At 27.1% G+C, this 25,386-nt stretch carries 29 protein-coding genes; 2 read left to right on the top strand and 27 right to left on the bottom strand.

The annotated features are described in order from the left end of the window. Positions 1 to 10 precede the first annotated feature (10 nt). The 23 genes from fliE to U880_RS0107860 all read right to left on the bottom strand — a co-directional run bounded on the left by fliE (position 11) and on the right by U880_RS0107860 (position 18,987). Entirely contained in the window at positions 11 to 340 is a 330-nt protein-coding gene (gene fliE, locus U880_RS0107965; RefSeq protein ID WP_024655507.1) for a flagellar hook-basal body complex protein FliE, read from the bottom strand. Positions 341 to 355: 15 nt separating this feature from the next. Next, the gene (gene flgC, locus U880_RS0107960) at positions 356 to 814 is read right to left on the bottom strand and encodes a flagellar basal body rod protein FlgC (RefSeq protein WP_024655506.1); all 459 of its coding nucleotides are present in this window, start codon (positions 812 to 814) and stop codon (positions 356 to 358) included. Positions 815 to 840: 26 nt separating this feature from the next. Further along, positions 841 to 1,248, bottom strand: a complete 408-nt coding sequence (flgB, locus tag U880_RS0107955; RefSeq protein WP_024655505.1) for a flagellar basal body rod protein FlgB — start codon at positions 1,246 to 1,248, stop codon at positions 841 to 843. Between the two features lie 32 nt (positions 1,249 to 1,280). Further along, the gene (gene hslU / locus U880_RS0107950; protein WP_024655504.1) at positions 1,281 to 2,633 is read right to left on the bottom strand and encodes an HslU--HslV peptidase ATPase subunit; all 1,353 of its coding nucleotides are present in this window, start codon (positions 2,631 to 2,633) and stop codon (positions 1,281 to 1,283) included. Continuing rightward, positions 2,633 to 3,175, bottom strand: coding sequence for an ATP-dependent protease subunit HslV (hslV, locus tag U880_RS0107945; protein WP_024655503.1), 543 nt, complete (start codon positions 3,173 to 3,175; stop codon positions 2,633 to 2,635). The genes hslU and hslV overlap by 1 nt, the downstream gene beginning before the upstream one ends. 11 nt (positions 3,176 to 3,186) lie before the next feature. Continuing rightward, positions 3,187 to 4,131, bottom strand: a complete 945-nt coding sequence (gene dprA, locus U880_RS0107940) for a DNA-processing protein DprA (RefSeq protein WP_024655502.1) — start codon at positions 4,129 to 4,131, stop codon at positions 3,187 to 3,189. Positions 4,132 to 4,137: 6 nt separating this feature from the next. Then, positions 4,138 to 4,827, bottom strand: coding sequence for a tetratricopeptide repeat protein (locus tag U880_RS0107935; RefSeq protein WP_024655501.1), 690 nt, complete (start codon positions 4,825 to 4,827; stop codon positions 4,138 to 4,140). Further along, positions 4,828 to 6,024: a cell division protein FtsZ gene (gene ftsZ, locus U880_RS0107930; protein ID WP_012538065.1), complete on the bottom strand. Its 1,197-nt coding sequence runs from the start codon at positions 6,022 to 6,024 to the stop codon at positions 4,828 to 4,830. A 20-nt stretch (positions 6,025 to 6,044) separates the two neighbouring features. Continuing rightward, on the bottom strand, positions 6,045 to 7,286 hold the full coding sequence (gene ftsA / locus U880_RS0107925; protein WP_024655500.1) for a cell division protein FtsA: 1,242 nt from the start codon (positions 7,284 to 7,286) through the stop codon (positions 6,045 to 6,047). Continuing rightward, positions 7,286 to 8,029 (bottom strand): cell division protein FtsQ/DivIB, encoded by a 744-nt coding sequence (locus tag U880_RS0107920; RefSeq protein ID WP_024655499.1) that lies wholly within the window; start codon positions 8,027 to 8,029, stop codon positions 7,286 to 7,288. Before U880_RS0107920 ends, ftsA begins: the two co-directional genes overlap by 1 nt. 33 nt (positions 8,030 to 8,062) lie before the next feature. After that, positions 8,063 to 9,157: a putative lipid II flippase FtsW gene (gene ftsW / locus U880_RS0107915; protein ID WP_024655498.1), complete on the bottom strand. Its 1,095-nt coding sequence runs from the start codon at positions 9,155 to 9,157 to the stop codon at positions 8,063 to 8,065. A gap of 19 nt (positions 9,158 to 9,176) precedes the next feature. Further along, on the bottom strand, positions 9,177 to 10,232 hold the full coding sequence (gene mraY / locus U880_RS0107910) for a phospho-N-acetylmuramoyl-pentapeptide-transferase (RefSeq protein ID WP_024655497.1): 1,056 nt from the start codon (positions 10,230 to 10,232) through the stop codon (positions 9,177 to 9,179). 23 nt (positions 10,233 to 10,255) lie between these two features. Then, positions 10,256 to 11,650, bottom strand: a complete 1,395-nt coding sequence (gene murF / locus U880_RS0107905) for a UDP-N-acetylmuramoyl-tripeptide--D-alanyl-D-alanine ligase (protein WP_024655496.1) — start codon at positions 11,648 to 11,650, stop codon at positions 10,256 to 10,258. Between the two features lie 18 nt (positions 11,651 to 11,668). Then, entirely contained in the window at positions 11,669 to 11,950 is a 282-nt protein-coding gene (locus tag U880_RS0107900; RefSeq protein ID WP_024655495.1) for a hypothetical protein, read from the bottom strand. Next, complete coding sequence (gene rsmH, locus U880_RS0107895) at positions 11,943 to 12,836, bottom strand: 16S rRNA (cytosine(1402)-N(4))-methyltransferase RsmH (protein WP_024655494.1); 894 nt, start codon at positions 12,834 to 12,836, stop codon at positions 11,943 to 11,945. The genes U880_RS0107900 and rsmH overlap by 8 nt, the downstream gene beginning before the upstream one ends. Further along, positions 12,829 to 13,659 (bottom strand): hypothetical protein, encoded by an 831-nt coding sequence (locus U880_RS0107890; RefSeq protein ID WP_024655493.1) that lies wholly within the window; start codon positions 13,657 to 13,659, stop codon positions 12,829 to 12,831. The genes rsmH and U880_RS0107890 overlap by 8 nt, the downstream gene beginning before the upstream one ends. Positions 13,660 to 13,663: 4 nt before the next feature. Next, entirely contained in the window at positions 13,664 to 14,731 is a 1,068-nt protein-coding gene (locus tag U880_RS0107885) for a hypothetical protein (RefSeq protein ID WP_024655492.1), read from the bottom strand. A gap of 31 nt (positions 14,732 to 14,762) precedes the next feature. Beyond that, positions 14,763 to 15,521: a hypothetical protein gene (locus U880_RS0107880; protein WP_024655491.1), complete on the bottom strand. Its 759-nt coding sequence runs from the start codon at positions 15,519 to 15,521 to the stop codon at positions 14,763 to 14,765. A 42-nt stretch (positions 15,522 to 15,563) separates the two neighbouring features. Next, positions 15,564 to 16,217: a P-loop NTPase family protein gene (locus U880_RS11910; RefSeq protein WP_235048046.1), complete on the bottom strand. Its 654-nt coding sequence runs from the start codon at positions 16,215 to 16,217 to the stop codon at positions 15,564 to 15,566. Positions 16,218 to 16,251: 34 nt separating this feature from the next. Continuing rightward, a complete protein-coding gene (locus tag U880_RS11905) occupies positions 16,252 to 16,488 on the bottom strand; it encodes a hypothetical protein (RefSeq protein WP_235048045.1) in 237 nt (78 codons plus the stop codon). 517 nt (positions 16,489 to 17,005) lie between these two features. Beyond that, positions 17,006 to 17,845 (bottom strand): NAD(+)/NADH kinase, encoded by an 840-nt coding sequence (locus U880_RS0107870; RefSeq protein ID WP_024655490.1) that lies wholly within the window; start codon positions 17,843 to 17,845, stop codon positions 17,006 to 17,008. After that, positions 17,838 to 18,365: a chemotaxis protein CheW gene (locus U880_RS0107865; protein ID WP_024655489.1), complete on the bottom strand. Its 528-nt coding sequence runs from the start codon at positions 18,363 to 18,365 to the stop codon at positions 17,838 to 17,840. Before U880_RS0107865 ends, U880_RS0107870 begins: the two co-directional genes overlap by 8 nt. Before the next feature lie 40 nt (positions 18,366 to 18,405). Then, on the bottom strand, positions 18,406 to 18,987 hold the full coding sequence (locus U880_RS0107860; RefSeq protein WP_024655488.1) for an SAM-dependent methyltransferase: 582 nt from the start codon (positions 18,985 to 18,987) through the stop codon (positions 18,406 to 18,408). A gap of 52 nt (positions 18,988 to 19,039) precedes the next feature. Between U880_RS0107860 and U880_RS0107855 the strand changes: the two genes are divergently transcribed. Both U880_RS0107855 and U880_RS0107850 read left to right on the top strand, forming a co-directional pair. Further along, positions 19,040 to 20,086, top strand: a complete 1,047-nt coding sequence (locus U880_RS0107855) for a polyprenyl synthetase family protein (RefSeq protein WP_024655487.1) — start codon at positions 19,040 to 19,042, stop codon at positions 20,084 to 20,086. Further along, complete coding sequence (locus U880_RS0107850; RefSeq protein ID WP_024655486.1) at positions 20,083 to 20,754, top strand: hypothetical protein; 672 nt, start codon at positions 20,083 to 20,085, stop codon at positions 20,752 to 20,754. The genes U880_RS0107855 and U880_RS0107850 overlap by 4 nt, the downstream gene beginning before the upstream one ends. On the opposite strand, the gene U880_RS0107845 is transcribed toward U880_RS0107850, so the two are convergent. From U880_RS0107845 to U880_RS0107830, 4 genes are read right to left on the bottom strand one after another with little or no spacing between them, the layout of a single operon-like run. Further along, entirely contained in the window at positions 20,751 to 21,557 is an 807-nt protein-coding gene (locus U880_RS0107845) for a membrane protein (protein ID WP_024655485.1), read from the bottom strand. The two genes, U880_RS0107850 and U880_RS0107845, sit on opposite strands and share 4 nt — an antisense overlap. Next, a complete protein-coding gene (locus tag U880_RS0107840) occupies positions 21,558 to 22,490 on the bottom strand; it encodes an ABC transporter permease (RefSeq protein ID WP_024655484.1) in 933 nt (310 codons plus the stop codon). Beyond that, a complete protein-coding gene (locus tag U880_RS0107835; RefSeq protein WP_024655483.1) occupies positions 22,487 to 23,944 on the bottom strand; it encodes an ATP-binding cassette domain-containing protein in 1,458 nt (485 codons plus the stop codon). Before U880_RS0107835 ends, U880_RS0107840 begins: the two co-directional genes overlap by 4 nt. A gap of 3 nt (positions 23,945 to 23,947) precedes the next feature. Continuing rightward, entirely contained in the window at positions 23,948 to 24,988 is a 1,041-nt protein-coding gene (locus U880_RS0107830; RefSeq protein WP_024655482.1) for a BMP family ABC transporter substrate-binding protein, read from the bottom strand. Between the last annotated feature and the right edge of the window lie 398 nt (positions 24,989 to 25,386).

The raw sequence follows: 25,386 nt of genomic DNA, 5'->3' as shown, positions 1-25,386 counted from the left end.
GCATAGCTCCTTAACGAATATTGATTACATCTTGATAAGCCTTTATGCTTTTCTCAACAACAGCTTTTGTAATACTTAAATTCATATTAGCTTTAGCCATTGATATTACAACATCATGAATATCAACACTATCTGGATGCAAAATAGCTTGTTGTGATATTTTATGCACATCCAACTGACTATTATTAACATCAGATATCAAATTAAAAAAAAGTTCTCTAAAGGTTCCTATCTGTCTCTCACTCTTAACATTAAAATCAGAAAAACTTTTATCAAAATGCAAAGGATTTTTACGAATTAAATAAACATTACTATCTGTAAAAAAAGAATCTACTTTCATTTTCTACAAACCTCCTTAATTTTGAAGTATTGATAATGCACTCCTAAACATTGATTTACTACTATTAATTACAGCAGAATTTGCTTCATAAGCACGAGAAGCAGAAATCATATCCACCATTTCTTCAACAACATTTACATTAGGAAATTCTACATAACCTTTTAACTCTCCAGATTTTATTGCATCAGGATGAGTTGGATCATATTGTAGCTTTAAAGGAGACTTGTCTTTCTCAATACCAGAAACCCTGACGCCTTGCCCAACTCCATTATCAAGATAATCAGGAACAAAAGGGCCCTTCCAATATGGACTTACAACTCTAGGAGCAAAAATTATTCTCTCTCGTCTATAAGCTCCTCCCTCAGCAGTTCTGGTAGTTTCCACATTTGCAATATTATTTGCAATAACATCGAGTCTTAATCTTTGAGCTGTCAAGCCTGTCGAAGCAGTATTAATACTTAAAAATAATCCCATATACAAATATTCCTTGAGGTTATAACTTATTTTATTACAATATTTACACTTTTAAAATGATGAGCTTGAATATTTGTAAATAATCCATACATCATTTGGTTCTGAACAAGGCTTTTCATTTCAGAATCAATATCAACATTATTGCCATTATTATTGAATGTTGAGAGATAATCAAGCATTCTTTGAGGTTTAACATCTAAATATCCTAATTCTTTAAAACCATCCAAATGTTTATCATTACCTCTAATTAAAGACAAATTATTTGTCTTTTCATGCAAAATTGCTCTCTCAAGCTCAGCCTCAAAAGTAATATTACTTCTCTTAAAATTCGGAGTATCCACATTTGCAATATTATCAGCCACCACACTTTGTCTTAAACCAAGAACATCTAAATACCTATGTGTCAAATCTACTGACCTTTGAAAAATATCCAAACTAATATCCTCATACTACAAATTGTTTTTTACTATATTATATAATAATTTAAGTCTTTTTGTTCGTTAATTTTTATTTTTTCATTAACATAGTCCAAATTTATTTCAATTTTTTTCAACTTACTACCAGGTGCCTCAAAAAAAAGATCGGCAAGGATTTTTTCCATAACTCCATGCAATCTTCGTGCACCAAGATTTTCTCCCTCAAAATTCATATTAAATGTAAGTTCAGCAATCCTATCAACTGCCTCTTCAGTAAATGTTAAGGTTAAATTATAAACTTTAAACATTGCAATGTACTGTTTTATCAAAGAATTTTTAGTATGCTTTAAAATATTTTTAAAATCATCTATACTCAAACTTGTAAGTTCAACTTTAATTGGAAATCTACCTTGAAGCTCTGGTATTAAATCAGATGGCTTTGATAAATTAAATGCACCAGCAGCAATGAACAAAATATGAGAAGTATCAACTATGCCATATCTAGTATTAACCTTAGAACCCTCAACAATTGGTAAAATATCCCTCTGCACACCTTCTCTAGATACATCATTTCCAGTTCTATTTTTAGTAACTATTTTATCTATCTCATCAATAAACACAATGCCCATATTTTCAACCCGTGACTTGGCAATATCTACAATATTTTCATAATCAACTAATTTTTCAAGTTCCTCAGATATAATTATCTCCCTAGCCTTTTTTATTTTCAACTCTCTTCTCTTTTTCCTATCAAAGATATTATTAATAAGACCCCCAATACTCATATCAATCTCTTCTAAATTACCACCTGAAAATATTTCTATAGTAGAAACAGGCATCTTGCCCGACACATAAACATCTATAAGATTCTCATCAAGCTCACCTTTTCTTAACTGTTTTCTAAACTTATCTCTCAATTTATCACGAACTCTCTTCTCCTCATCACTAATATTATCATTCTCAGAATTCTCAGAATTTTTTAAAAGTTTATCAATGATTCTATCCTCAGCACGCTTACTTGCTTCTTCTTTAACAGAATCATACATCTCTTCTCTTACCATATTAACTGCAATACTCATTAGATCACGAATCATAGATTCAACATCACGACCCACATAACCTACCTCAGTATATTTAGTAGCCTCAACTTTAATAAAAGGAGCCTTAATAAACTTTGAAAGTCTTCTTGCAATTTCAGTCTTCCCAACCCCCGTTGACCCAACCATAATAATATTTTTAGGCATAACATCATCTCTTATTTCTTTAGGAAGTTTAGACCTTATATACCTATTAACAAGAGCAATTGAAACCAATTTCTTTGCTTCTGACTGTCCTATTATATACTTATCCAATTCTGCAACAATTTCTCTAGGTACTATACTTTGATCCTCAATTTTATTCATCACCCAATCTCCTCAAGTACAATATTTGAATTTGTATATATACAAACTCTTGCTGCTATCTTTAAAGATTTAAAAGCAATATCAGCAGCACTTAATTTTTTATTTTCCATATAAGCAAGAGCTGCTGAGTATGCATAATTTCCACCACTACCAATTGAAATTACATCCTCCTCAGGCTCAACAACATCTCCAGTACCTGAAATTAATAAAATATTATCAGAATCAGCAACAAGCATCATTGCCTCAAGTTTATGAAGTATTTTATCAGATCTCCAATCTTTTGCAAGATCCACAGCAGCTCTCTTAATATCAATAATTCCATCTTCTCTAGACTTAACCTTTTCTTCAAATTTTTCAAAAAGAGTAATAGCATCAGAAGTCGAACCTGCAAATCCTGCCAAAATTTTCCCATTAACCAACTTTCTTATTTTTACAGCATTAGATTTTAAAACAGTATATCCAAAAGTCACCTGCCCATCCGCTGCTACTACAGTCTTTCCTGCCCTTCTTATTGCAATAACTGTGGTTCCTTTAAAATTCATGATGTCCCCCCCTATTTAGATATTTCATCCAATAATTCACTAATAAGCATACTAGATATATCTCCACCTATACAACAATTACCCATATCATCAATAATTTCAAGCTTATTATACTCAACATTTAAAACCTTATAAAGATCTGGTACTGATTTTATTTCTAAGGCTCCAGAATCATATAAATCTCTAGAACCATCACCAGAATAATCAACATCATAAACATAAACATCAAGACCGACATCAAGCCCAAGTTCAGCAGTAATTAAAGCACCTGACTTTTTTGGTGCACAAGTAACAAAAACAGCATCTGAAAGACCAGCCACTATTCTATTTCTTTTTGCAAAAAAATAATTTTGTATCTTCTCATAAGGCAAAGTCTCAGTAAGAATACCACCACCATTTTCTAAAAGACGAGCAACATATTTTCTATTTTGCTTTGGGTAAATATTATCAATATCTGTAGCAATAACTGCATATGTCCTCTTTTTTTCATTAATTGCACCAATATGAGCCGCAATATCAGCACCTACTGCAAATCCAGATATTATCTCGATATTATTCCTAGCAAGATGAGATGACAACTCCTTAATTTTATTTGCCAAAAAAGTACTAATCTGCCTTGACCCAACAACAGCCCAAGATACAGAATTAGAATCTGGAAGATTACCTTTATAATAAATAACAAATGGAGGATCATAGATTCTCTTCAATTTTAAAGGATAATCTTTAGAACCAAGAACTACAACCTTTGTACCCGTTCTATTAATAATTTTTTGTTGCAACTCTATTAATTTTAGGTCTGGAAGCCTATGAATTTTTTTAAAATCTCTAGATAAATAATTAGAAATATCTCTTAAACTTAACTTACAAAGCTCATTTAAATCAAAGTTATTAAAAATTCTAAGCTTTTCTTTACTCTTTAAAAATTTTAAATTATCAACATAAAGCAATTTGCACATATAAAACTACTTAAAATCATTTATTATTTTACTAACTCCCTCTATTTGTTCTTGAGTTGAAGCCTTACTTTTTGCTTTATTATAAAACAATAAAGCATTATTAAAATCACCAAGAGAATAATAATTTGCGCCTCTTAACATCAAAAATTCAAAATAATTTTCTCCCATAAATTCAAGTTTACCTAAATAACCTTTAGCTTCTAATTGCCTATCAAGATCATAAACATACATAGTAGAGAGAGCAAAAATTGCTTCCTTAAAATCATCTTTAAGAGATATCGACTTTAAAAAAGAATTTTCAGCAAGAATAAAATACTCCTCTATCTTGTCTTTAGTTTGCATTCCCTTAGCTAAATTATAAGAAGAAACACCTATATAAAAATGAGACAAATGATTATCAGGTCCATATTCTAAATTTTTATTAAAATATTCAATAGCAGGCAAATATTGACCAAGCTTAATAAGCTCAAGACCAATTAAGATAAAAAATCTGGCCTTCTTATCAATAGAATTTATTATTTTTAAAACATTTTTTTCTTCTCTATCAATAAACTCTTTATAAACTTCTATTTTTTCTAATGAACCACCACCAGATAATTCTACTTCTCTTATTCTAAGTCCAAGATTTGATTTCTCTTTAGCTCCATCACCACAAGAAACCAATAGTAACAAAAATACCGATACACATTTCTTCATTCAATTGTCGCCATTTTTCTTATTTAAATTTCTAAGAAATGTGGGAACATCAATATCATCTTCAAAATAATTCACATTTTTTGATTTTGCTATAAAATTATCATTGGCTCCATAAGTCACCCCAGAAGCATCTTGACTACCTGACATTAAACTATCAAATTCTTTTGAACTTAAAGTATTATTTTCAACAACTCCAGATAGGTCTTTCTGTTTTTTAGCAGAAAATCCAGTAGCAACAACTGTAACATAAATCTCATCATCCAGATTTGAATTAATTGCATGTCCATATATTACAGTAGCCTCATCATCAACACTAGCAGTAATAATTCCCATAATCTCTTCAAGTTCAAGCAATGAAAAATCTTCACCCCCAGTTATATTCACAAGAAGCCCCTTAGACCCTTCTATTCTAACTTCCTCAAGTAAAGGATTACTAATAGCAGAAGTAGCAGCATCAACTGCTCTATTCTCACCCTTACCATAACCAATACCCATTAAAGCATCGCCTTGCCCTTGCATAATACTCTTAACATCAGCAAAATCAATATTGACTTCTCCATGTTCAATAATAAGACCTGCAATTCCTTGTACACCCATTCTAAGTACATCATCAGCTCTCTTAAATGCATCCTTAATTGTAGTTCGTTTATCAACAACCGTTAAAAGCTTTTGATTTGGAATAATGATCAAAGTATCAACAGATTTTCTTAAATTATTTATTCCTTGTTCAGCAAGTCGCATCTTTTTAGGGCCTTCAAATTTAAAAGGTTTAGTAACAACTCCAACTGTCAAAATCCCAAGCTCCTTAGCAACTTGAGCAATAACAGGAGCAGCACCTGTTCCTGTTCCTCCTCCCATGCCAGCAGTAATAAATACCATATCAGCACCTGCTAAATGATTTTTAATAACATCAATGTCTTCTTCTGCTGCAGCCTGTCCAATTTCTGGCCTACCACCAGCTCCAAGACCTGCTGTAACCTTAGCACCAAGAGCAATCTTAATGGGAGCAATAGACGTTTGAAGAGCCTGAAGATCAGTATTTGCTACAATAAATTCAACATCTCTTACTCCATACTCAATCATACGATTGACAGCATTACTACCACCACCGCCTGCACCAATTACCTTAAGAACCGTAGGATTTGTAGCAGAATCAAACCTTTTTGAATGACTATCAATAATATTATAATCTTTCATTTAAATGCCTCCATGACCGATCAAAACCACTCCTTCAAAAACCAACCTTTCAATTTTGAAGATATTTTACCTTGTCTTTTAGATTTATTATTTCCTTTTTTCAACTTATTAAATTTTTGTTGCTCATGTTTATATAGAACAAGACCAAGAGCTGAAGAAAATTTAGGATCAATATACTCTTCCCCAACCCCATTAATATTCATTGGAAATCCTATTCTTGATGGATACTTAAATATTTCTTCTGTCAAATTAGAAATACCAGGAAACAAAACTCCCCCTCCAGTCAAAACAATACCTCCATTAATCTTATTATAAAGTCCCCTCTTAACTATTTCGGCTTTTATCATCTCAAAGATTTCATTTAATCTCGAACTAATAATTATAGCCAACTCTTTTCGACTCTTTTCTTGGGGTGGTCTAGTTCCAAGATTAGGTATAATGACACTTTCCATTTGAGTCTCAAGAGCAGAAATATGGGCAACTCCAGCTGTTATTTTAATATTCTCAGCAACATCTTCGGGAACTTTCCAAACTTGCGCAATATCAAGAGTCACTCTATTTGCACCTATAGGAATTACTCCTGTATAATAAGGAGAACCATCAACATAAAGAATGATATCGGTTGTACCTTTTCCCATATCAATAAACAAAACTCCCATTTCACGCTCTTCTTTAGATAAGGTAGCATAAGATGAAGCCAAACTTCCAAGAACAACCTCATCAACAGAAAATCCTGCTCTATTTACACATCTAACTAAATTCTGACTTGAAGAACTAGATCCTGTAATAATATGTACTTCACCTTCAAGACGAATTCCCATCATATCTATTGGATTTTTTATATGGGGAATTCCATCAACAATAAACTCTTGAGGAATTACATGTAAAATTTCTCTATCCATTGGAATTACAATTGCCTTAGCAGCCTCAATAACACGTTCAACATCTTCCTCATCAATTTCCCTGGTCTTTGAATTTATTGCCACAACTCCACGAGAATTAGTACCTTCTATGCTACTACCTGACATAGAAACAGAAAGAGTAGCAATATCGCACCCAGAAATAAGCTCAGCAGCCTCAATAGAATTAGATATCGAATCAAGAGCTGCTTCAATATTTATAAGAACTCCTTTTCTAACACCCCTTGAAATGCTAGTGCCTATTCCAATTATTTCCAATTGATTGTTCAAATTTACCTCAGCTACAACAGTACAAATTTTTGAAGTTCCAACATCCAATCCTACTATCAAATCCCTAGACACTAATTTTCTCCTAACAAAATGATATCACCACTTCTTAAATCAACAATATCAAATCCTTCCTTAAGTAAATTAGATATCATGAATACCTTATGCATTACACTTATTAAATCCATATCCATTCTTATCAATATCTTATTATATATATTCTTTATATACAAAATAATCTTGTAATCATAGAAATTCAACTTCAAAAAATTAATTTCTGATATTAAATTATACAAAGTATTTTGATTTATTTTAACATAGTTAAGGTTCTTTATAATAGTTAACATCCGATCCTCTAAAAAATCACCAACTTCACTACCAGTTAAATTCAATCCACTAATTATAGGCAAATCATAAATTAAATCTTTAGATTTCTCTAAAATAACACCATCTGAGGCAATAAAATAATAGACAAAACTACCATTAATATTCTCATAAGCAGTAGCCACAGGAACTCTTCTCTCAATATTAATGCTAATCATATTAGGAAATTTAAGTTTGATCTTCACATTCTTTACTCTTAAATCCTTCATAATATTTTTCTTATAAATACTAATATCAGCATTATAATAATAAGTATTAGGCTTAATGCCTGAAATCCTTAATATATCTTCCTTAGAAATATGAATGTCATCATTGAAACTAATATATCTAATTAAAAAATAAGGAGAAATAAAAATAATAAAAATAATCTCAAGTAATATAAAAGATATTATTACATAAATATAAATAATTAAAATTTTTCTATAAATCTCCATAAACTTAAAACTAAATCACACACTTACTCCAAACTATGTGCCCTCAATATCTCTTGAGACATTTGAAATAAGTCCAGAGAGTGCCATCGTAACAACAATAGAAGAACCACCTGATGAAAAAAATGGCAAATTTATACCTGTAGGGGGCAAAAGTCCAATTGCAATTAAAATATTCATGATACTTTGAAGAAAGATTGAAAGACTTGAAATAAACGCAAGAAAAAATTTAAACTCGGTTTTAGCATGAATGGCAACAAAATATCCAAAATAAAAAAATAAAAAGAACAACATAATAGCAAAAAAAATTCCAAAAAACCCTAATTCTTCTCCAAGTACAGAAAAAATAAAATCAGAATTAGCCTCAGGAAGCCTTCCAAGTTTCATTTCACCCATTCCAAGCCCCTTACCTAAAAGACCACCATTCTTTAATGCATTAAGTGATGATATTATTTGATATCCCTTTCCCAAAGGATCATCATAAGGATTTAAAAATGCAAAAATTCTTGCAACCCTATAAGGCTCAAATAATAAAAACAGCATAGCAATTGGAATAAAAGTAAACAAAATAGCAAAAATATATCCTAATGGCATTCCAGCAATAAATAAAACAATAAAAAAAAGAATAGCAAAATAAATAGCTGTTGAATAATCATTTTGCAAAATTATAAGCAACCAAAAAACACCAAAAATTAACATAGGTTTAAGCCAATAAGAAATATGATTATTTGATTTTAATTTGAATTTACTTAAATAATTTGCAAGATAAATTGTAAAAGAAACCTTAAAGATTTCTGATGGCTGAATACTGATACCTTTAAAAAATATCCATCTTTGTGCTCCAGAAACACTAGGAGAAAAAAAAGTCGCCAAAACTAATGCAAAAGTTATAAACAATATAATAAAAACTGTTTTTTTTAAAAAATCTAAAGGAATCTTATCAAAAATAAAAAACACAATAAAACTTAAAACAAGATACTTAAGACGCATTAAAAATAAAAAATTAGGATCCCCTGTAAGTTCTAAACTTAAAAAAAATGAAGATGTATAAAATACAATAAGACCATAAGAAATAAGTGAAAATAAAACAAGAAAATAACATTTTCTAAGAGAGGTTTTCTCTACAAACATAACTCTCAATCTAAATTTCTTATCTAATCTTAATAGTACTTAAAGCAAGTATAGCAAATATTAAACCTATTATCCAAAATCTAATAACAACCTGCATTTCAGACCACCCAAGCTCTTCAAAATGATGATGAAGTGGCGCCATTTTAAATACCCTTTTTTTGGTTTTTTTATAAACCACAACTTGAATAATTACAGATAAAGTTTCTACAACAAAAACTCCTGCAAGGATTGCAAAAAGAATTTCACTCTTTAAAATTAAAGCTACCATTCCAAGTACTGCACCTATTGAAAGACTACCAGTATCACCCATCATTATTTTAGCAGGATATGCATTAAACCACAAAAATCCAAAACTACCACCAAGCAAAGCCCCAAGAAATATTACAAGTTCTTCACAACCTTTAACATTTGGAATATTTAAATACAATGCAAAATCAACTCTACTTGTAAGATATGCAATTATTATTAAAGCACCTGTTACAACAATACTAAGTCCAATAGCAAGTCCATCAAGCCCATCTGTCAAATTAAAAGAATTAGATGCAGATATTAAAACAAACATCCCAAATGGAATATATAAAATTCCCAAATCTAATTTGAGAGATTTGAAAAAGGGAAAATAAATTATACTAACATGTTCTCCACCAAAATAGTAAAGCATAGCAACTGAAATAAAAGAAAATAATATTTGCCCATAAATTTTAAATCTAGGATTAAGTCCATCCGAATTTTTTCTTTTTATTTTAAGCAAATCATCTGTAAATCCCAAACACGCAAAACTAATCATAACAAAAAGTACAATTAAAAAATAAATATTAAAAAAATGAATCCAAAAAAATAAAGAAACTAAAACACAAAAAAAAATAAGAACACCGCCCATAGTAGGAATTCCCATTTTTTCACTTAAATGGCGTTTTGGTCCATCTTTTCTTAAAATTTGATCCAATTTTAATTTTTTAAGCCTTGAGATAATAAATGGACCAAAAATTAAAGCAAGCAAAAATGCAAAAACAGTAGCATAAGCGGTTCTAAAAGTAATATATTTCAATAATCTAAGTCCTAAAAAACAAAACATAAATCCTCTCTTCCAGCATTAATTTAAAGATAGTCAAGCACTCTCTCAAGTCTATTTGTTCTTGACCCTTTAATCGCAATAAAACACCCTGATTCTAAAGCATTTACAAAACAATCAATAAAACTCTCAAAATTATTAAAATAAAACAAACAACTATTTGAGGGTAGATTGTCAACCCTCTTGACTGCTTGAAATTCTTCACCAATTAAAAAAACTTTATCAAAATTCATCAAAATAACTTCTTCTATAGCTGTTTTATGAACCTCATATGCAAATTTTCCAAGTTCTTTAAAAGATCCAAGAACAATAATTTTTCTATCTTTAATCTCAAGATCTAAAATCATTTCTTTTAAAGCCATAAATGAGCTTAAATTACCATTATAAGAATCATTTAAAACTAAATAATCTTTTATTCTTACAAGTTCTGCTCTACCCTTTTGAAAATCAGCATGCAACAAACCATTACGAATTTCATTTTCACTAAGTCCAAGAAATAAAGCTAAATTAATACAAGATATTGCATTGCAAATATTATGTTTCCCGGGCAATAAAATGGAATAATCACATCCCTTATAAGTAAAATCATAAGAAAATTTATCATTTACAAATGAAAACGATCTAATTTGAAGATTATGAAATTCAAAATACAAGATATTTATATTTGAGTTAACAGATTTGGCTATTTCTTTTAGATATACATAATGAGGACAACTTTCATTTAAAATTAACATTTTAGTATCTTTTGTCATAATTTTACTCTTCTCATAAGCAACAATTTTTAAATCCTCAAAAGCTTGCATATGAGCATAACTAATATTTGTTACAATAACAATTTCAGGATTTAATATCTCAGCAATAATATTCATCTCTCCAACATAACTAATTCCCACTTCAAAAACAGCATACTCCTCATCCCCTTTGGTTCTTAAAATACTCAAAGGTAATCCAATATCTGAATTTAAATTTCCCCAAGTTTTGCAAGTTTTATACCTCTCTGACAATATACTGTAAAGCATCTCTTTCGTTGTAGTCTTTCCATTACTACCTGTAATAGCTATTCTTTTAAAACGTGTTTTTTTAATAAAGTGAGCTGCTAAATTTTGAAGACAAGATACAACATTAGTAGTTAGCAAAAAAATTAAATCTTTATTTTTATTTAAATATTCAATACACAAAAGCTCCCTATCTTTAGAACATACAAAACACTTAACACCAATATCAATTAAATATTTAACAAAAAAAAATCCATCTACCCTATCACCTTTATAAGCAAAATAAAGGCTAATTTCACTATTCTTTACATTTATTTCACGACTATCGAGCGAATAAAATGATACAATTTTTTGCATATTACTAACATCACCAATAAATTTAACATCCTTTAGAGAATCTAAAATATCTTTAATTTTTATATTCACCAAATATCCTCATAGATATTATCGTTTAATAATACTAATATCCTTATTATCTTTTTTTTCTAAACCTAAATAATTTTGACTAAGATCTTCTATTCTATCAATACTTTGAAGCTCATATATTATGGTCAATAATCTAAGATTTTCATCAATAATATCATTTTGTTCATTATTTAACTCATCAAACTCACGTAGCTTTACAACATATCTAAAATTAAAATAAATATTTAAACATACTATAATTGTTAATAACAAAATTAATAAACAATAAAAACCAATTTCAAATCTTTTAATCTTACTCATACAATTTTTTTACAGCTCTCAGCTTAGCACTTCTTGATGCATTATTGTACTGTTTTTCTTTAAAACCTGCGGTTATAGGTTTTTTAGTAAGTATGCAATACTGCTCTTTAGTTAAACCTTTAAGAAATTCCTTTACAATTTTATCTTCCAAAGAATGAAATGTAATAATGGCCAAAACTCCATTTTTTGACAAATTTTCTATCCATAATGGCAAACTTCTCTTTAAACGAGCCAACTCATCATTAACATAAATTCTTAATGCTTGAAAAGTTTTTGTTGCTGGATTTATTTTAAATTTTACATTAGGATACGCTTTACAAATTATTCTCTGGAGTTCTCTTGAAGTTTGAATCTTATTAATTTTTCTATATTCTAAGATAGCCTTAACAATTCTCCTAGAATAATATTCACCACCCAATTCATAAATCAAGTTTTCAAGTTTTTCTTTATCAAAAGTATTAACAATATCATAAGCACTAATACCTCCATCAGCAGGAAAAAGCCTCATATCTAATTTTTCATCTTCAAAAAAAGAAAATCCTCTACCACCAACCCTGTAATGAAACATAGAAATACCAAGATCAGCTAAAATAAAATTAAATCGACAATGTAAAGAATGTTCACAAAAAAAATCATCAAACCAAGTATTAAAATAGGAAATTCTTTCATTAAATTCTACAAGAAATTCTTTTGCTCTATTTAAAACAACATCATCTCTTTCAATTCCAACCACATTAATATTTTGATATTTACTAAGTACAGCTTTTGAATGGCCACCTTCTCCAAGAGTACAATCAACAAAAACAAACCCATCATCTAAATATATAGTTTCTACAAGATTAATAATATCCTCAAGAAGTACAGGAATATGAAAAATATCACCCATTAAGTGTAAACCTGTAAGTTAAACTATTTTCGACATTATAGACATCCCCATATTTGATTTTAATTTCATTATTACCATTAATAAATTCAAGATTATTTATCTTAATACTTCCATTATTTTTCTTTAAATCAAAAACATTCAAATTATAATTTTTATCTCCAGAAACAACGTATGAATTACCATTCAAATATATACTTTGAAAATCAATGCGAAAAACACTGTTATTATTTAAAAATACTTCAAAATAATAAATGCCACTAAGAATTTTTGATTCCTTAGCAACATCTCTTTTTAAAAAATTCAAAACAAGAGTATAATTACCTAACTCTAAATCTAGATCTACATTCTCTTTTAATGAAAATACAATATCATCTTTACTTTTTAAAAAAAGTTCAGACACAAAAAAAGAAGAAATAATATTTAAATTATTGTTACTTTTTATAACAAATAAAGGATTAATTATCTGTCTATTATACTGATCAATCACTACGATATCAAAATTTTTATTATCCATTAAAAAAACTTTATTATCCTTATAAACAAAATCACCAAAAAACTCCAAATTAAAATTTAAGTCTTTGTCAAAAATAATTAAAACACTCTTATCATATTCATTGATCTTATTCTTAGAATATAAGACTTTATAATTATTTGAAAAAATAGAAAAATGAGTATCCAAAGCTCTCAATTTTATGCCAATATTTAAAGTATCATTTTTAATCTCTCCAAAATCATCAATCAAATCAAATTTTTCATCCTTGCCAAATTCTAAAAATGAATATAAATTGGATACACTAAAGAAAAAAAGAAAAGTAATTATCATTGTTCTAAAGTCCTAAATATTTTAAATCACTCTTATCATTAAAATATAAAATTCCTTTATCAAATTCAACATACGACCTTACCTTATCTTTGAAAAAGATATTATCAAACAACCTATAAGAATTTACAGAATAAGTCCTTATATTGATTATACTACTATTTAAATCATAAAAATATATTCTATATGTATTTGATAAAGAATCATAACAAGCTTGCAAAACAGAATTTTCATCATTAATCCTAAAAGTCTTACCACTCTTAATATTAAGTATTAAAAATGAATCGAAAGCCTTAATAAACAAATTATAAAATTTATCTATCTTAAAAAAAGGATTAAAATCTTTGATTTTTAAATCTTTCAAATATAATACCTGATTATATCCATTATCTAAGTTTATAACCTCTAAAGAATAAAGTTCATTCTGTCTTAAAATACATAAATATTTATTATCTAAGCTTAATTTAACACATATAATTGGCAAACCAAGATCTAATAAATCACCATTATAAATAAAATTCCCATGCTTATATACATAAATATTCCCATCAGATGCTCCTAAAACCAAAACACCATTATTATAGTCAACACTTAATATTGAGGTCACAAATTTCAAAGAGAAAATTTGATTCCCATCTTCTCCATAAACTTCTAAAGTCTTATATAAATTATTTAAAGCAAAAATAGCATCACCTTTTGTAAATACAAGATCTTTATATGATAAAGAAAACAAAAATTTATTTGTATTTTTAGAATATATAGAATAATTATTTTGGGATTCACCAAGTACATAATAATGTTCAGAAAAACTAACTAAACGATCATTTATGACATGATAATAATGTTTATTTAAATCTAGATTTAAGATTTGATCTTGCATAAAAACATTATTATTTGAAAATAATTCAACCAAACCATCATATTTTGCAAAATGATTAAATTTATAAGGATCCGAAACGTCAATTGTTGTCCGCAATAAAGAATTAACTAATATGATAAATATCAACAAAAAAATCGACAATAAGACAAATCTAATTTTGATAAATCTCGTTGAACTTTCTCTATAAAAATGCATATTTATTACGTCCTCTCCTCATCCTCAAAATCTATTTATTTTTGCTTAAATCAGACTTAAATTTAACAGACCATACTTCATAAAATTTAGAAAATTTTTCAGCCATCTCCTTTTGAGAAGTAACTGTAGCTAAAATTTTTCCAGCCTGAATATAATTTAAAATCTGCTCCGTCAATCCATAAGCCCCATTTGTTTCATATCTTGATCTTAATAAAAATGCCCCTTCTTCTAAAAGTTCCAAAGATTTAATTAGATGTGATAATTGAGACTTATAAAAAGGACTATCGATAACCAAATTTTTTGCTAAATTTTTAAAATCAATAAAATTTTTAGCCAAGATAATAAACTTCAAATATATATCTTCTAAGAAAAAAATTGACTTGGAATCTCCTTTACTAAAATACATTCCCAAATCAATAAGATATCCCAATTTTTTAATAATTAAAAACCTCTCTTCAGGATTTAATTTAATAACGGATTCACTTGACACAAGATCACTAAGAGATATAAGTAAAGAAGGATTTACAAACAATGAAAAATCAGAAATAAAACTAAAAAGATTTGTTCGAAAATCATAATTAACCTTCAATCGAGGCCTTGTATAAAAATAATTTAAAGATAAAATATAACTTAAAACATTTAAATTCAAATTAATAAAGTTAACGGTTTTATTTGAATCCATCCCAACTTTACCAGATTTTTTTATATTCTTTATTTCATCTAAAGTTTGCAAAATAAGACTATCAATAAACAAAATTTTTTGATAATTTTCATTATGCACTAAATCCATAAATACCTACACTTGCAATAAATTATTACTTTTAAAAGACTACTACATACCCAAAACTAATATTATTAATATTACCATAAAGCTTTTAACAATTTCTAAAACACTCTCATAGGCAAACAACAAAGAAGCCCTCTTTAAGTACATATCCTCCTTTAATACACTTTTTTTACTAAAATATAAAAAGTTTGCAATACTAGTAAGATGAGTGAAAACAAATATATGCATATTTTTAGATAAATTTTTCAAATATTTACCCAAAGTTACACTAGACTTACCCCCTCCATAATCAATCCCATTAACTATTATAAGCTTATCATCATCAATATTTTGAACACTCTGCATAGTCAATATTGTCCTTAAAATCTTCCCTACAGATACAACTCTATACATTATTGATTGCACTTTTAAACCAATATCACTAAAAATCAAAAACTTTAAATCATCTACAACTGACAAATTCATTTTACCTTCAAATACTGATACAAAAAATTTTACATCCCTCATATTAAATTTATGGAAAATTTCAATTACTTCAGATGCAAATTTAAAAGCAACTGTTTTTATAATGTTTAAAATACTAGATAACAATTTTTGCAGACTTTTCAACAAAACATTTAATTTCTGCTCACTAGCTAATTTATATATTGCAAGATTAAGCCACAAATTAATAATTTTATTACACTTATCTAATAACACTATAACATTCTTAAAATTTGATCCATATTTTTTATTAAGAAAAGAAAAAAAAATATAAACGTCTCTCTACTAATTCAAGCTCATTTTTATCACAAGTTTTTCCAAGACAAACCCTATTATAATCTTGACCAATATCCCCAAGTTCATGGTAAAAATTTTTAAAACAATTTTCAAGTTCAAAATAACAAATATTTATTTTTAAGAAATGCTCAGCATCACAAATCACCTTTATTATCCCTCTTAAACAACAAGCATTATCATCCAAGTTCAAAACATTCCTTAAACTTAAGATTAAAAAACTCTATCTCTCCAATTATTTTTTTATATTTATCTATATTATCACCATACAATTTTTGTTTAAAAATAAAATTTCAAATAACATATTAAAAATCAAACTTAATACGGAAATAAAAATTGACTCGTCATTGACATAATGATTACTCAAAATGACATTAAAAAAATCAAATATTATTATTCGCTTAAAAATAATCAAATCTTTTACCAAAATTCCCTTAAAATAAATAACGTCTAAGCTCATCATTTGCTTTAAATTTAGCAACTAAAACACCTCTACATTCTTCATTAGCAATTATATTATGCTAAATTTTGTAACCAAATAAATAATAAAATAAAGACAACAATATACCCTTGATATTATCAAATTCAACCTTAAATACAAATAATCCCACATTTAGCCTAATATAAAACTTTCTAATTAAAATAAAATTTTTTATAAAAAGTTCAATCAACATATGACACCTAAAAATAAATTATGATAAAAGTAATATTTATAATAATTTATTTTTCAGTCTTCTAACAAAAGTATCCGTACAAAAAGATGCAAAACGTAAACTTTTATTATCAAGTTTTAGCTCAAAAACAATATCAACCCCAAATGTACCAATATTAACACCATCAACAAAAATTGATGCAGAATTTAATGCATACCCTTTTTGAAACGAAAGTGAAAGTTTACTTTTACTTGAAAAAATAAAAGAACGATTATAAACAGAATGCGGTGAAATGGGTGTCAAAATAAAAGCCTTAAGATCCGATTCTAAAATAGCTCCTCCCGCTGAAAAAGAATACCCGGTTGATCCTGTTGGAGTTGCAAATATTATTCCATCGCTCTTATACGAAAGAAAATCTTCTGAATTAACTTTAAGATTTACATAAATCAATTTATTTAGAATACTAGAACGAATAATTACATCATTTAAAGCATATTTAGTAAATAAATTATTTCCATCTTCATAAGCACTAATACAAAGTAAATATTTTTTATGAATCACTAAAGAATTATTAAAAAACTTATCTATCACATCTTTAAAGTCTCTAGGCTTTATGTCTGCCAAAAATCCTACTTTACCCAAATTAATTGAAATAATAGGAATATCAATATCATTTTTTAAAAGCAAACTACTGGCCAATAAAACAGTACCGTCTCCACCCAAAGTTATTGCAAAAATTAAATTATCTTTATCTGATATATCACATAAAGATTTATTCATTCCTGCAAATAAACTTAAAACACCATACTTAAACTCCAAATATCTTTGTATCTCACAAGCAAGAACTTCAGCATCTAAATTTGAATAATTGACGTAAATTAAAACTTTACTACTCATTATTCTCCTTATATGGAATCTTTTCAAACTCACTCTTATCAAATATTCGTTCAATATCAATTAAAATTAAATATTCACTCTCAAAATTTTCTTCTTCCTCAATCTTAACAACACCAGATATATACTTTTTATCTAAAGTTTGTAAAGTTGCAGGGGGCTCTTGTATTTTTGAAACATCAAAACTAATAACCTTTAACACTTTATCTACAAATATTCCTAAAAGTTTATTTTGAATATTTACTATTAAATAACCTACTAAAAGTTTATCTTCTTCTGTTGCATAAACAGAAGAAATATTAAATCTAATATTTAAATTTATCAAAGGAATAACATTTCCCCTAAGATTATAAATACCCGTAATATAATCAGGAACATTAGGTATTGCATAAACACCTTCTAAGGGTACTTTAATTACCTCTCTAATATGCTCTATTGAAACCCCATAACTTTCTTTACCGATTTTAAAACATGCAACTTGTAAATGAGATTTTTTTTCCATAATTTTATCCTTCATAAACATACCTTAACAAACCTAAACAACAAACAATCTAAACATCACTCTATAATTTATCAAAATCTTTAGCTAAAAAATAAATTTCAAAGGAATTTTTACGAACAGCTTTAGGTCTAACTTTTTTAACAACGCTAAAACAACTCTTAAGTTTATAAAAAATCTGTTCTTCCTCACCTCCTTGAAAAACCTTAAGTAACAAATTACCACCTCTCATCAAACTTTCACAAGCTAATTCAAATATCCTGATATTTAGATTAAAAGAATTACTAGTATCAACTAATCTATTACCAGTAGTACTAGGAGCTGCATCGCTTACAATCACACTATAAGGTGCAAAAGTTTTGATTTTTTGATAAATCTCATCAAGATATATATTGCCCTTAATAAAATAAAAATTACTATTAAAATTAAGATTTACATCATTAAGGTCAACCGCAACAAGCACTCCATTCTTCAGATTAGCATAAGCATATTGAGAAAAACTACCAGGAGATGCTCCAATATCTAATATATTACCAGAAGAGAACAAAGAAAATTTTTTGTCAATTTCAATCAATTTATAAACAGATCTAGCAAGATACCCTTCATTTTTAGCTCTTTGGGAATATTCATCAAAAACATTATACATATAATTCTCTTAAACACACTCAATCATCATACTTTTTATTATAATTATAATTATGCAAAATAAATCATTTTTAGATAAAATCGAACAAAATATCAATAATATATTTTCAAAAGATTACTTTCTAAACTTATTTACAGACAAAAACCTAAAACTAACACTTAACATACAAGAAAATACAATAAATGCAATTCAAGCACCAGCTATTGAAATAATAAACAGAGGTGGAAAAAGAATAAGACCAATGCTAATGATTTTATTGGCACATGCACTAGGATATAATAACTCAAATACTGACAATCTATATAAACTTAGTATGTTACTTGAATTACCTCATTCTGGAAGTCTTATTATCGACGATATAGAAGATGGTGCTCTTAAGAGACGTGGCAAGCCTTCTATTCATTTAATTTATGGATTAGACAACAGCATTAATACAGCAAATCTCATTTACTTTCTACCCGCTAAACTAATACAAACTTCAAATTTAAAGACAAGTCAAAAATTACTTATTTATGAAAATTTTTTCACAACCCTATCAAATCTTCATTTAGGACAAGGAATTGATATTACATTACATAATGGAACATATATTCCAAGTATTGAAGAATATATATCTTTAGTTGAACATAAGACAAGCTCTCTTTTTGGAATGGCTGGATTTTTGGCAGGAATACTTACTAACAATGAAAATAAAGCAAAAAATCTTTACAATACATTTCTAAATATTGGAACATGTTTCCAAATGATAGATGACATTAAAAATATCAAGGACGGAGTTAAGGGAAAAGATTTTGGAGATGATTTAATTGAAGGGAAAAAAAGTTTACCTATAATATATTTTTTAAGAGAAAAAAAATTTGATAATAAAATTATTCATGAACTAACAAAAATTAAAAATCAACCTATAGATAAAGTAAAAGAAAAAATATTACAATTCAGTAATATGATCAACTCATCAAATGCGATCCAAAATTCTTCAATTCTTGCAATGTCATATCTTAATAAATTTATAGAAGAATTAAATTCATACAAATTGACTAATAAATACACAGATATGATAATAAAGCTTGTAACAAAAATAAAAGAGGATAATCTATGAAAAAATGCACAATAATATTAATTTGGTTCAATATCATTACTACTACTATTCATGCAACAATTTCTACAAAAGATGTCAGTATAAATAAAATAGAAGAACTTTATACAAAATCGATATTACTTAAAGACTTTAAAAAATATAACCAATCCAAAGCATTATTAATGCAAATCATCAATCAAGATCCAAAACAAGTTGATGCATATTTACTACTCTCAGAATTAGAATATCTAATGAACAACTGGTTAAAAGCAATAAACCAAACAAAGAATTATTTACATATAATTGATTTTCAAGATACAAAAAATTATCTTGACATATCATGGGCATATTTTCTTATTGGAGAACTGGGAAACTCAATGGATTATATAATGCAATTTATTCAAGATAATAAGGAACTATTAAACAGTAATATATACGTATTAATTGACACTATTTTAAAAAAAGGATTTTACCATTTAATGCAAGATGAAGATTTAATGTTTAATATAATAATGAATACTATTTTTCAAATAGAAACACATGATGATACCATATTTACAATCTTTTTAAATAATTTGGATGTCATTAAACAAATTCCTTTTTATGAATTTAATAAAACTAAAATCAAAGATTTGGAATTACAGATTAAAACTTTAAAAAATCTTAAAAATGAAAATAATAACCTTTAAAATAATTTAGTTTTTCTAAAAAGAGCAGCAAATACATTAATCAATATAGCCACATAAAAAGGCAAAGAAAGTGCAAAATAAGAATTAACATAATCTTGAAGATTAAAAAATTTGTATTCAATAAACACCATCAAAAATGAACTTGGAAACACAAGCCAGGGATTTGCAAATGCAATATACAATATACAAATAGCAAGCCAACCATTATTTAAGCCCAAATCATAAGAATAAACATTAAAATTTATAGCAAGCAATGAACCTGCAACACTTGCTGATATTACAGAAACAAAAATAGCAAAAGACTTAAAACAACTACTAGTTTGTTCACCTAATATATTTTCATAATCATTTGAACGAATAAATTCAAATACTACCCTAACTTTTGAATAATTTATTACATAAATGCTAAAACTTAAAAAAGCGAAAAAAAATATAACAAAAAAAATAATGGCAATATTATTGGAAATATTCAAACTAAATCCCGGAATAAAATTGAAATTGGCTCTCATTAAAATTCTAACCAAGAAATGACACAATATATTAATTCCTATACCCGCTATAAAAATATTATAACCATATATTGCAATAAAAGATAAAAAACAACCAAAAATCAAACTAATACAAATTGTCATAATAACTGAAAAAAATATTCCATATCCCCAATATATAAAAAGAGAAGTCAAAAAAACAGACAAAAAAGAAATTCCCTCTATAGATATATTTAGAAGTCCTACTCTCTCAGTATAAAGAATACCAAGAGCTAAATATGCAAATATTATAGAATGCAAAAAAATACTAAACACCTATTTTTTACCCGTATTAATAAGAAACAATGAAATGAAAATAGAAATGGCCTGATATAAACCAATAAATTCATATTTAAATGAATAATTTATTTTAAGATAATTATTAAATTCATTCAGCATTGCAAAAAACAAACTAAAACATAATACATAAATATAATTAAACCCCGAAACCACAGCAACAACAAAACCATTCCAACCAAGTCCAGAAGTTAAACTTAAAAACAAATAATTCTTAAAAAAAATTACAAATATCGCACCTACAAGACCATTTAAAAAAGCACTGGTAAATACTGTACAAAACTTATATTTAAATTCATTAATACTAAAAAATTTACTTAATGTTTTTCGATCATTCAATATTTCAAGTTTTAATCCCAAAATAGTTCTCTTATGAATAAACACATAACATCCCCAAATTAACAGACTAAATACAAGCAAATACGGCAAAACAACATCACGAGCAAATATTTTATTAATACTTTTAGTCTGAGTGAAAAGTTCATTTGAACTTAAAAGCTTTGATATAAATCCATCTACCAACCTTTGATTTCCATAAGACATCAAAAGACCAGTAAGCATACCATTTACTCCACAAAAAAATGTTAATAAAAAAGGAACTATACCTATAAGTCCAACTAATAATGAACTTAAAAACATTATTAATATAAAATTAAAGTATGTAAGCCCACAAAAATTACAAAACACATAAGACAAAAACGCTCCAAAATACACTTGACCTTCATCACCAAGAGTTAAACTATTACTCTTAGCACAAGTTGAAATTCCTGTTGCAACTAATAATAACAAAATAAAATTCCATAAAATTACTTTTATGTAAGAAAAACTAAAAAACCCATTAAAAAAATAACTAATGCATAATGCACTAAGAGAAAACATAAATAAAATATATTCTTTTCTAAATGTCTTCATACAAATAACATTTCCTTTAAGGTTGCCTTATCGACATATTCTCTTTTTAATCTCAACACAACCTCCCCTGTTTTTATTGCCAAAATATCATCAGATAAAAGCAACAATTCATCTAAATTAGGAGTAATCAAAAGTACGGGCTTCTCATTAGAAAAATTACGAATAAAATTAGACGTTTCAATATATGCCCTATAATCTAGGTTGCTAAGAGGTGAAAAACAAATTAAAAAGCTTTTTGTAATATATTTTTCTCTAAAGAGAGCAAGCTTTTTTAAAGTTCCACCAGAGAATGACAAAGATTTAGAATAAAAAATCTTTAATATCTTACTATCACAATATTCCATATCATTTTTAAAAAATTTTTTAAGTTTATTAATGGTAGATTTTTTAATAAAAATTTCATTTTCAAAACTCATTATTTTAGCTAAAAAACTATCCAATATAGTAATATTATCAGAAAACAAATTACCAATTCCTAAAGGCAAAAAACCTGCCTTAAGCTCATTAAAATCAATATTTTCATATCGATGTCCATTCATTTTAATACATCCTACAAATGGTATTTTTCCTAAGAACAACTTTTCCCACGTCTTTATTGCTGCTTCTTCTGCAACAATACCCAAAATACCTCTCTTTTTTAAAGAAAAATTAATATCATATTTCCAAAAATCTTCAAAAAATAAACTAAATTTTATAAATTCTTCATTTTGTTCACCACGTCTAGAATTTACAGCAATAAATTTACCGGAAGGTATTTCAAGTTTATTAAGTATAATCTCTTTATTTATTGTTCTAAAACATTTTCCTTCTTGTAAAATAATAAATTCATCACTAAATTTTATGGCATCGCTAATTTCTCTATGTGTAATAAAAAGCGAAGTAATACCTACCCTTTTAAGGTCTTGAAGTAATTTAATAAATTCTTTTGCCTCTTTTTGAGAAAAATAGGCAACACTCTCATCAAAAATAATAATCTTTGCATTTTTTTTAAGGGAAGACATAATAAGCAAAAAATATATTTCTTTAATATTTAAATCTTGTATCCTTGTTTCTAAATCAAAAATAATATTATAAAATTGTCTAAGCCATTTATAATATCTATAAGTTGCAGATCTATTCATTGGCATAAAAAACTTAGAATCAAACCAATAAATACTAAGATATTCCCAAACTTTTAAATTCATATCAAGCTTTGGAATCTGTGATACAACATAAATACCATTACTCTTTGCTATATCCACATTCCAATTTTTTTGTTTAATATTATTAACAAAAACCTCACCACTATCAAAACGAACAAGCCCAGCTATAATTTTTGATAAGGTACTCTTACCTTCTCCATTTCTCCCAATAACAGTTAAAATTTTCGATTCCTCAATTCTTAAATTAACACTATTTAAAATAGGTCTCTCAATATCTGGAAAAGATTTTACTATATTTTTAAACTCTACCATAAATTATTCTAAATCTATTTTGATTTCAGTATCATTCATCTCTCTCATTTTTTCCTCAAGCTTTTCCTTAAGCTCCAAACCTATACTCTCTAGATAAAATTTATTTAACAAATTAAATGAAACCCCCTTATCTTTAAAACCAAGCACTCTATAAGTTCCATACTGAATCTCACCCTTAATAGCTTTATTTAAAACCTCTTCTAAGAATAATCTTTGATTTGTAATACCCGATCCAATAATATTCTCTTTATTATCCAAATAATCCTCACCATCAAAAAGAACAACAAAAACACCATGTTTACGAGCTGCTGATAGAACACCTTTAATAGCTGCCCCTACAATCGGAAGAATGACAGATACCTTTGAGTCCAAAATTAAAGATTCGGTCAAAACTTTAACTCTATTACTGTCATGCCAATTTCCTAAAGTCCTAAAAAAAACCTCTGAATCTAAAACCTCTTTAATACCATTTTTAAAATAAGGAAAAATATAATTATTCATAACAGGATACTCTTGTCCAGCAATCAAAGCAACATTCTGATTTGCTAAATTTGAATCTTTTAAAAACAAACCAACATAATAACCCAATAAATAAGCTTCTTCGGCAACATTATAAGAGAGAGAATACACTTGGGGATTAGTATTTTTAACTAAAGAATCAAAAAGCAAAAATTTAGTATAAGGATAATTCCTGGAAACTTGATCTATAATTCCTTGCATCACATTATTTGTTGTTATTAAAAAATCATAATTTTTGGAATTTAATAATTTTTCAAGTAATTCTATCCATTCATGCTGATTAAATCCAGATTCAAATAATTCAATATCAATATCACTTCTACTATTTTGAAATTCAATTAAAAAATCATACATTGCCTTATAAGAAGGCGAGCCAGTAATACTGCCAGGAATAAACAAAGCAATTTTTTTATTAGATGAAAATTTAAGCTCTCTAGCTTTAAAAAAATTAATATAAACAAATAAAAACAAACAAATTAACGAAATAACAATCCAAAAAATTCTAAAAAAAAAAGATCTACTCACAAATACAAAACACCTTTTTCTCATAAAATACAACTAATTTTGACACTATGAGAACAAAACGGCACAAAATCAAAAACCCTAACACCTACCAATATACCAATTACTTTCATAAAAAGTTTCTTTGTAAAAAGATATCATAAAATCCGCTATTACGTCCAATTTTAAGCAAAATTTACTTAAAACATCAATTTCAAAAAAACAAAAAAATCAAAAATAATTAAAGAAAAATTCAATTTTATAAACTCTCAAAAAACAAATTTTTAAAATTAAAATATCTACCTCAAACATTTACTATTCAAACTCATTATAAAATACTTTCCTAAAAAAGTATTTATCTTTCAATAAAATAAAAACTATATTTATAGTTTCTAAATTATAACAAATTTCACTGCTAATTC

This window comes from Borrelia hispanica CRI (assembly GCF_000500065.1).
GTDB classification, from domain to species: Bacteria; Spirochaetota; Spirochaetia; order Borreliales; family Borreliaceae; genus Borrelia; species Borrelia hispanica.
Note: the sequence above shows the minus strand (reverse complement) of the source record. Positions and strands in the feature narration are given on the sequence as shown.

Coding starts and splice junctions, on each gene's coding strand:
- fliE (WP_024655507.1), bottom strand. CDS start 340: ATGAAAGTAGATTCTTTTTTTACAGATAGTAATGTTTATTTAATTCGT.
- flgC (WP_024655506.1), bottom strand. CDS start 814: ATGGGATTATTTTTAAGTATTAATACTGCTTCGACAGGCTTGACAGCT.
- hslU (WP_024655504.1), bottom strand. CDS start 2,633: ATGAATAAAATTGAGGATCAAAGTATAGTACCTAGAGAAATTGTTGCA.
- hslV (WP_024655503.1), bottom strand. CDS start 3,175: ATGAATTTTAAAGGAACCACAGTTATTGCAATAAGAAGGGCAGGAAAG.
- dprA (WP_024655502.1), bottom strand. CDS start 4,131: ATGTGCAAATTGCTTTATGTTGATAATTTAAAATTTTTAAAGAGTAAA.
- U880_RS0107935 (WP_024655501.1), bottom strand. CDS start 4,827: ATGAAGAAATGTGTATCGGTATTTTTGTTACTATTGGTTTCTTGTGGT.
- ftsZ (WP_012538065.1), bottom strand. CDS start 6,024: ATGAAAGATTATAATATTATTGATAGTCATTCAAAAAGGTTTGATTCT.
- U880_RS0107920 (WP_024655499.1), bottom strand. CDS start 8,029: ATGGAGATTTATAGAAAAATTTTAATTATTTATATTTATGTAATAATA.
- ftsW (WP_024655498.1), bottom strand. CDS start 9,157: ATGTTTGTAGAGAAAACCTCTCTTAGAAAATGTTATTTTCTTGTTTTA.
- mraY (WP_024655497.1), bottom strand. CDS start 10,232: ATGTTTTGTTTTTTAGGACTTAGATTATTGAAATATATTACTTTTAGA.
- U880_RS0107900 (WP_024655495.1), bottom strand. CDS start 11,950: ATGAGTAAGATTAAAAGATTTGAAATTGGTTTTTATTGTTTATTAATT.
- rsmH (WP_024655494.1), bottom strand. CDS start 12,836: ATGGGTGATATTTTTCATATTCCTGTACTTCTTGAGGATATTATTAAT.
- U880_RS0107890 (WP_024655493.1), bottom strand. CDS start 13,659: ATGATAATTACTTTTCTTTTTTTCTTTAGTGTATCCAATTTATATTCA.
- U880_RS0107885 (WP_024655492.1), bottom strand. CDS start 14,731: ATGCATTTTTATAGAGAAAGTTCAACGAGATTTATCAAAATTAGATTT.
- U880_RS0107880 (WP_024655491.1), bottom strand. CDS start 15,521: ATGGATTTAGTGCATAATGAAAATTATCAAAAAATTTTGTTTATTGAT.
- U880_RS0107870 (WP_024655490.1), bottom strand. CDS start 17,845: ATGAGTAGTAAAGTTTTAATTTACGTCAATTATTCAAATTTAGATGCT.
- U880_RS0107865 (WP_024655489.1), bottom strand. CDS start 18,365: ATGTTTATGAAGGATAAAATTATGGAAAAAAAATCTCATTTACAAGTT.
- U880_RS0107860 (WP_024655488.1), bottom strand. CDS start 18,987: ATGTATAATGTTTTTGATGAATATTCCCAAAGAGCTAAAAATGAAGGG.
- U880_RS0107855 (WP_024655487.1), top strand. CDS start 19,040: ATGCAAAATAAATCATTTTTAGATAAAATCGAACAAAATATCAATAAT.
- U880_RS0107850 (WP_024655486.1), top strand. CDS start 20,083: ATGAAAAAATGCACAATAATATTAATTTGGTTCAATATCATTACTACT.
- U880_RS0107840 (WP_024655484.1), bottom strand. CDS start 22,490: ATGAAGACATTTAGAAAAGAATATATTTTATTTATGTTTTCTCTTAGT.
- U880_RS0107835 (WP_024655483.1), bottom strand. CDS start 23,944: ATGGTAGAGTTTAAAAATATAGTAAAATCTTTTCCAGATATTGAGAGA.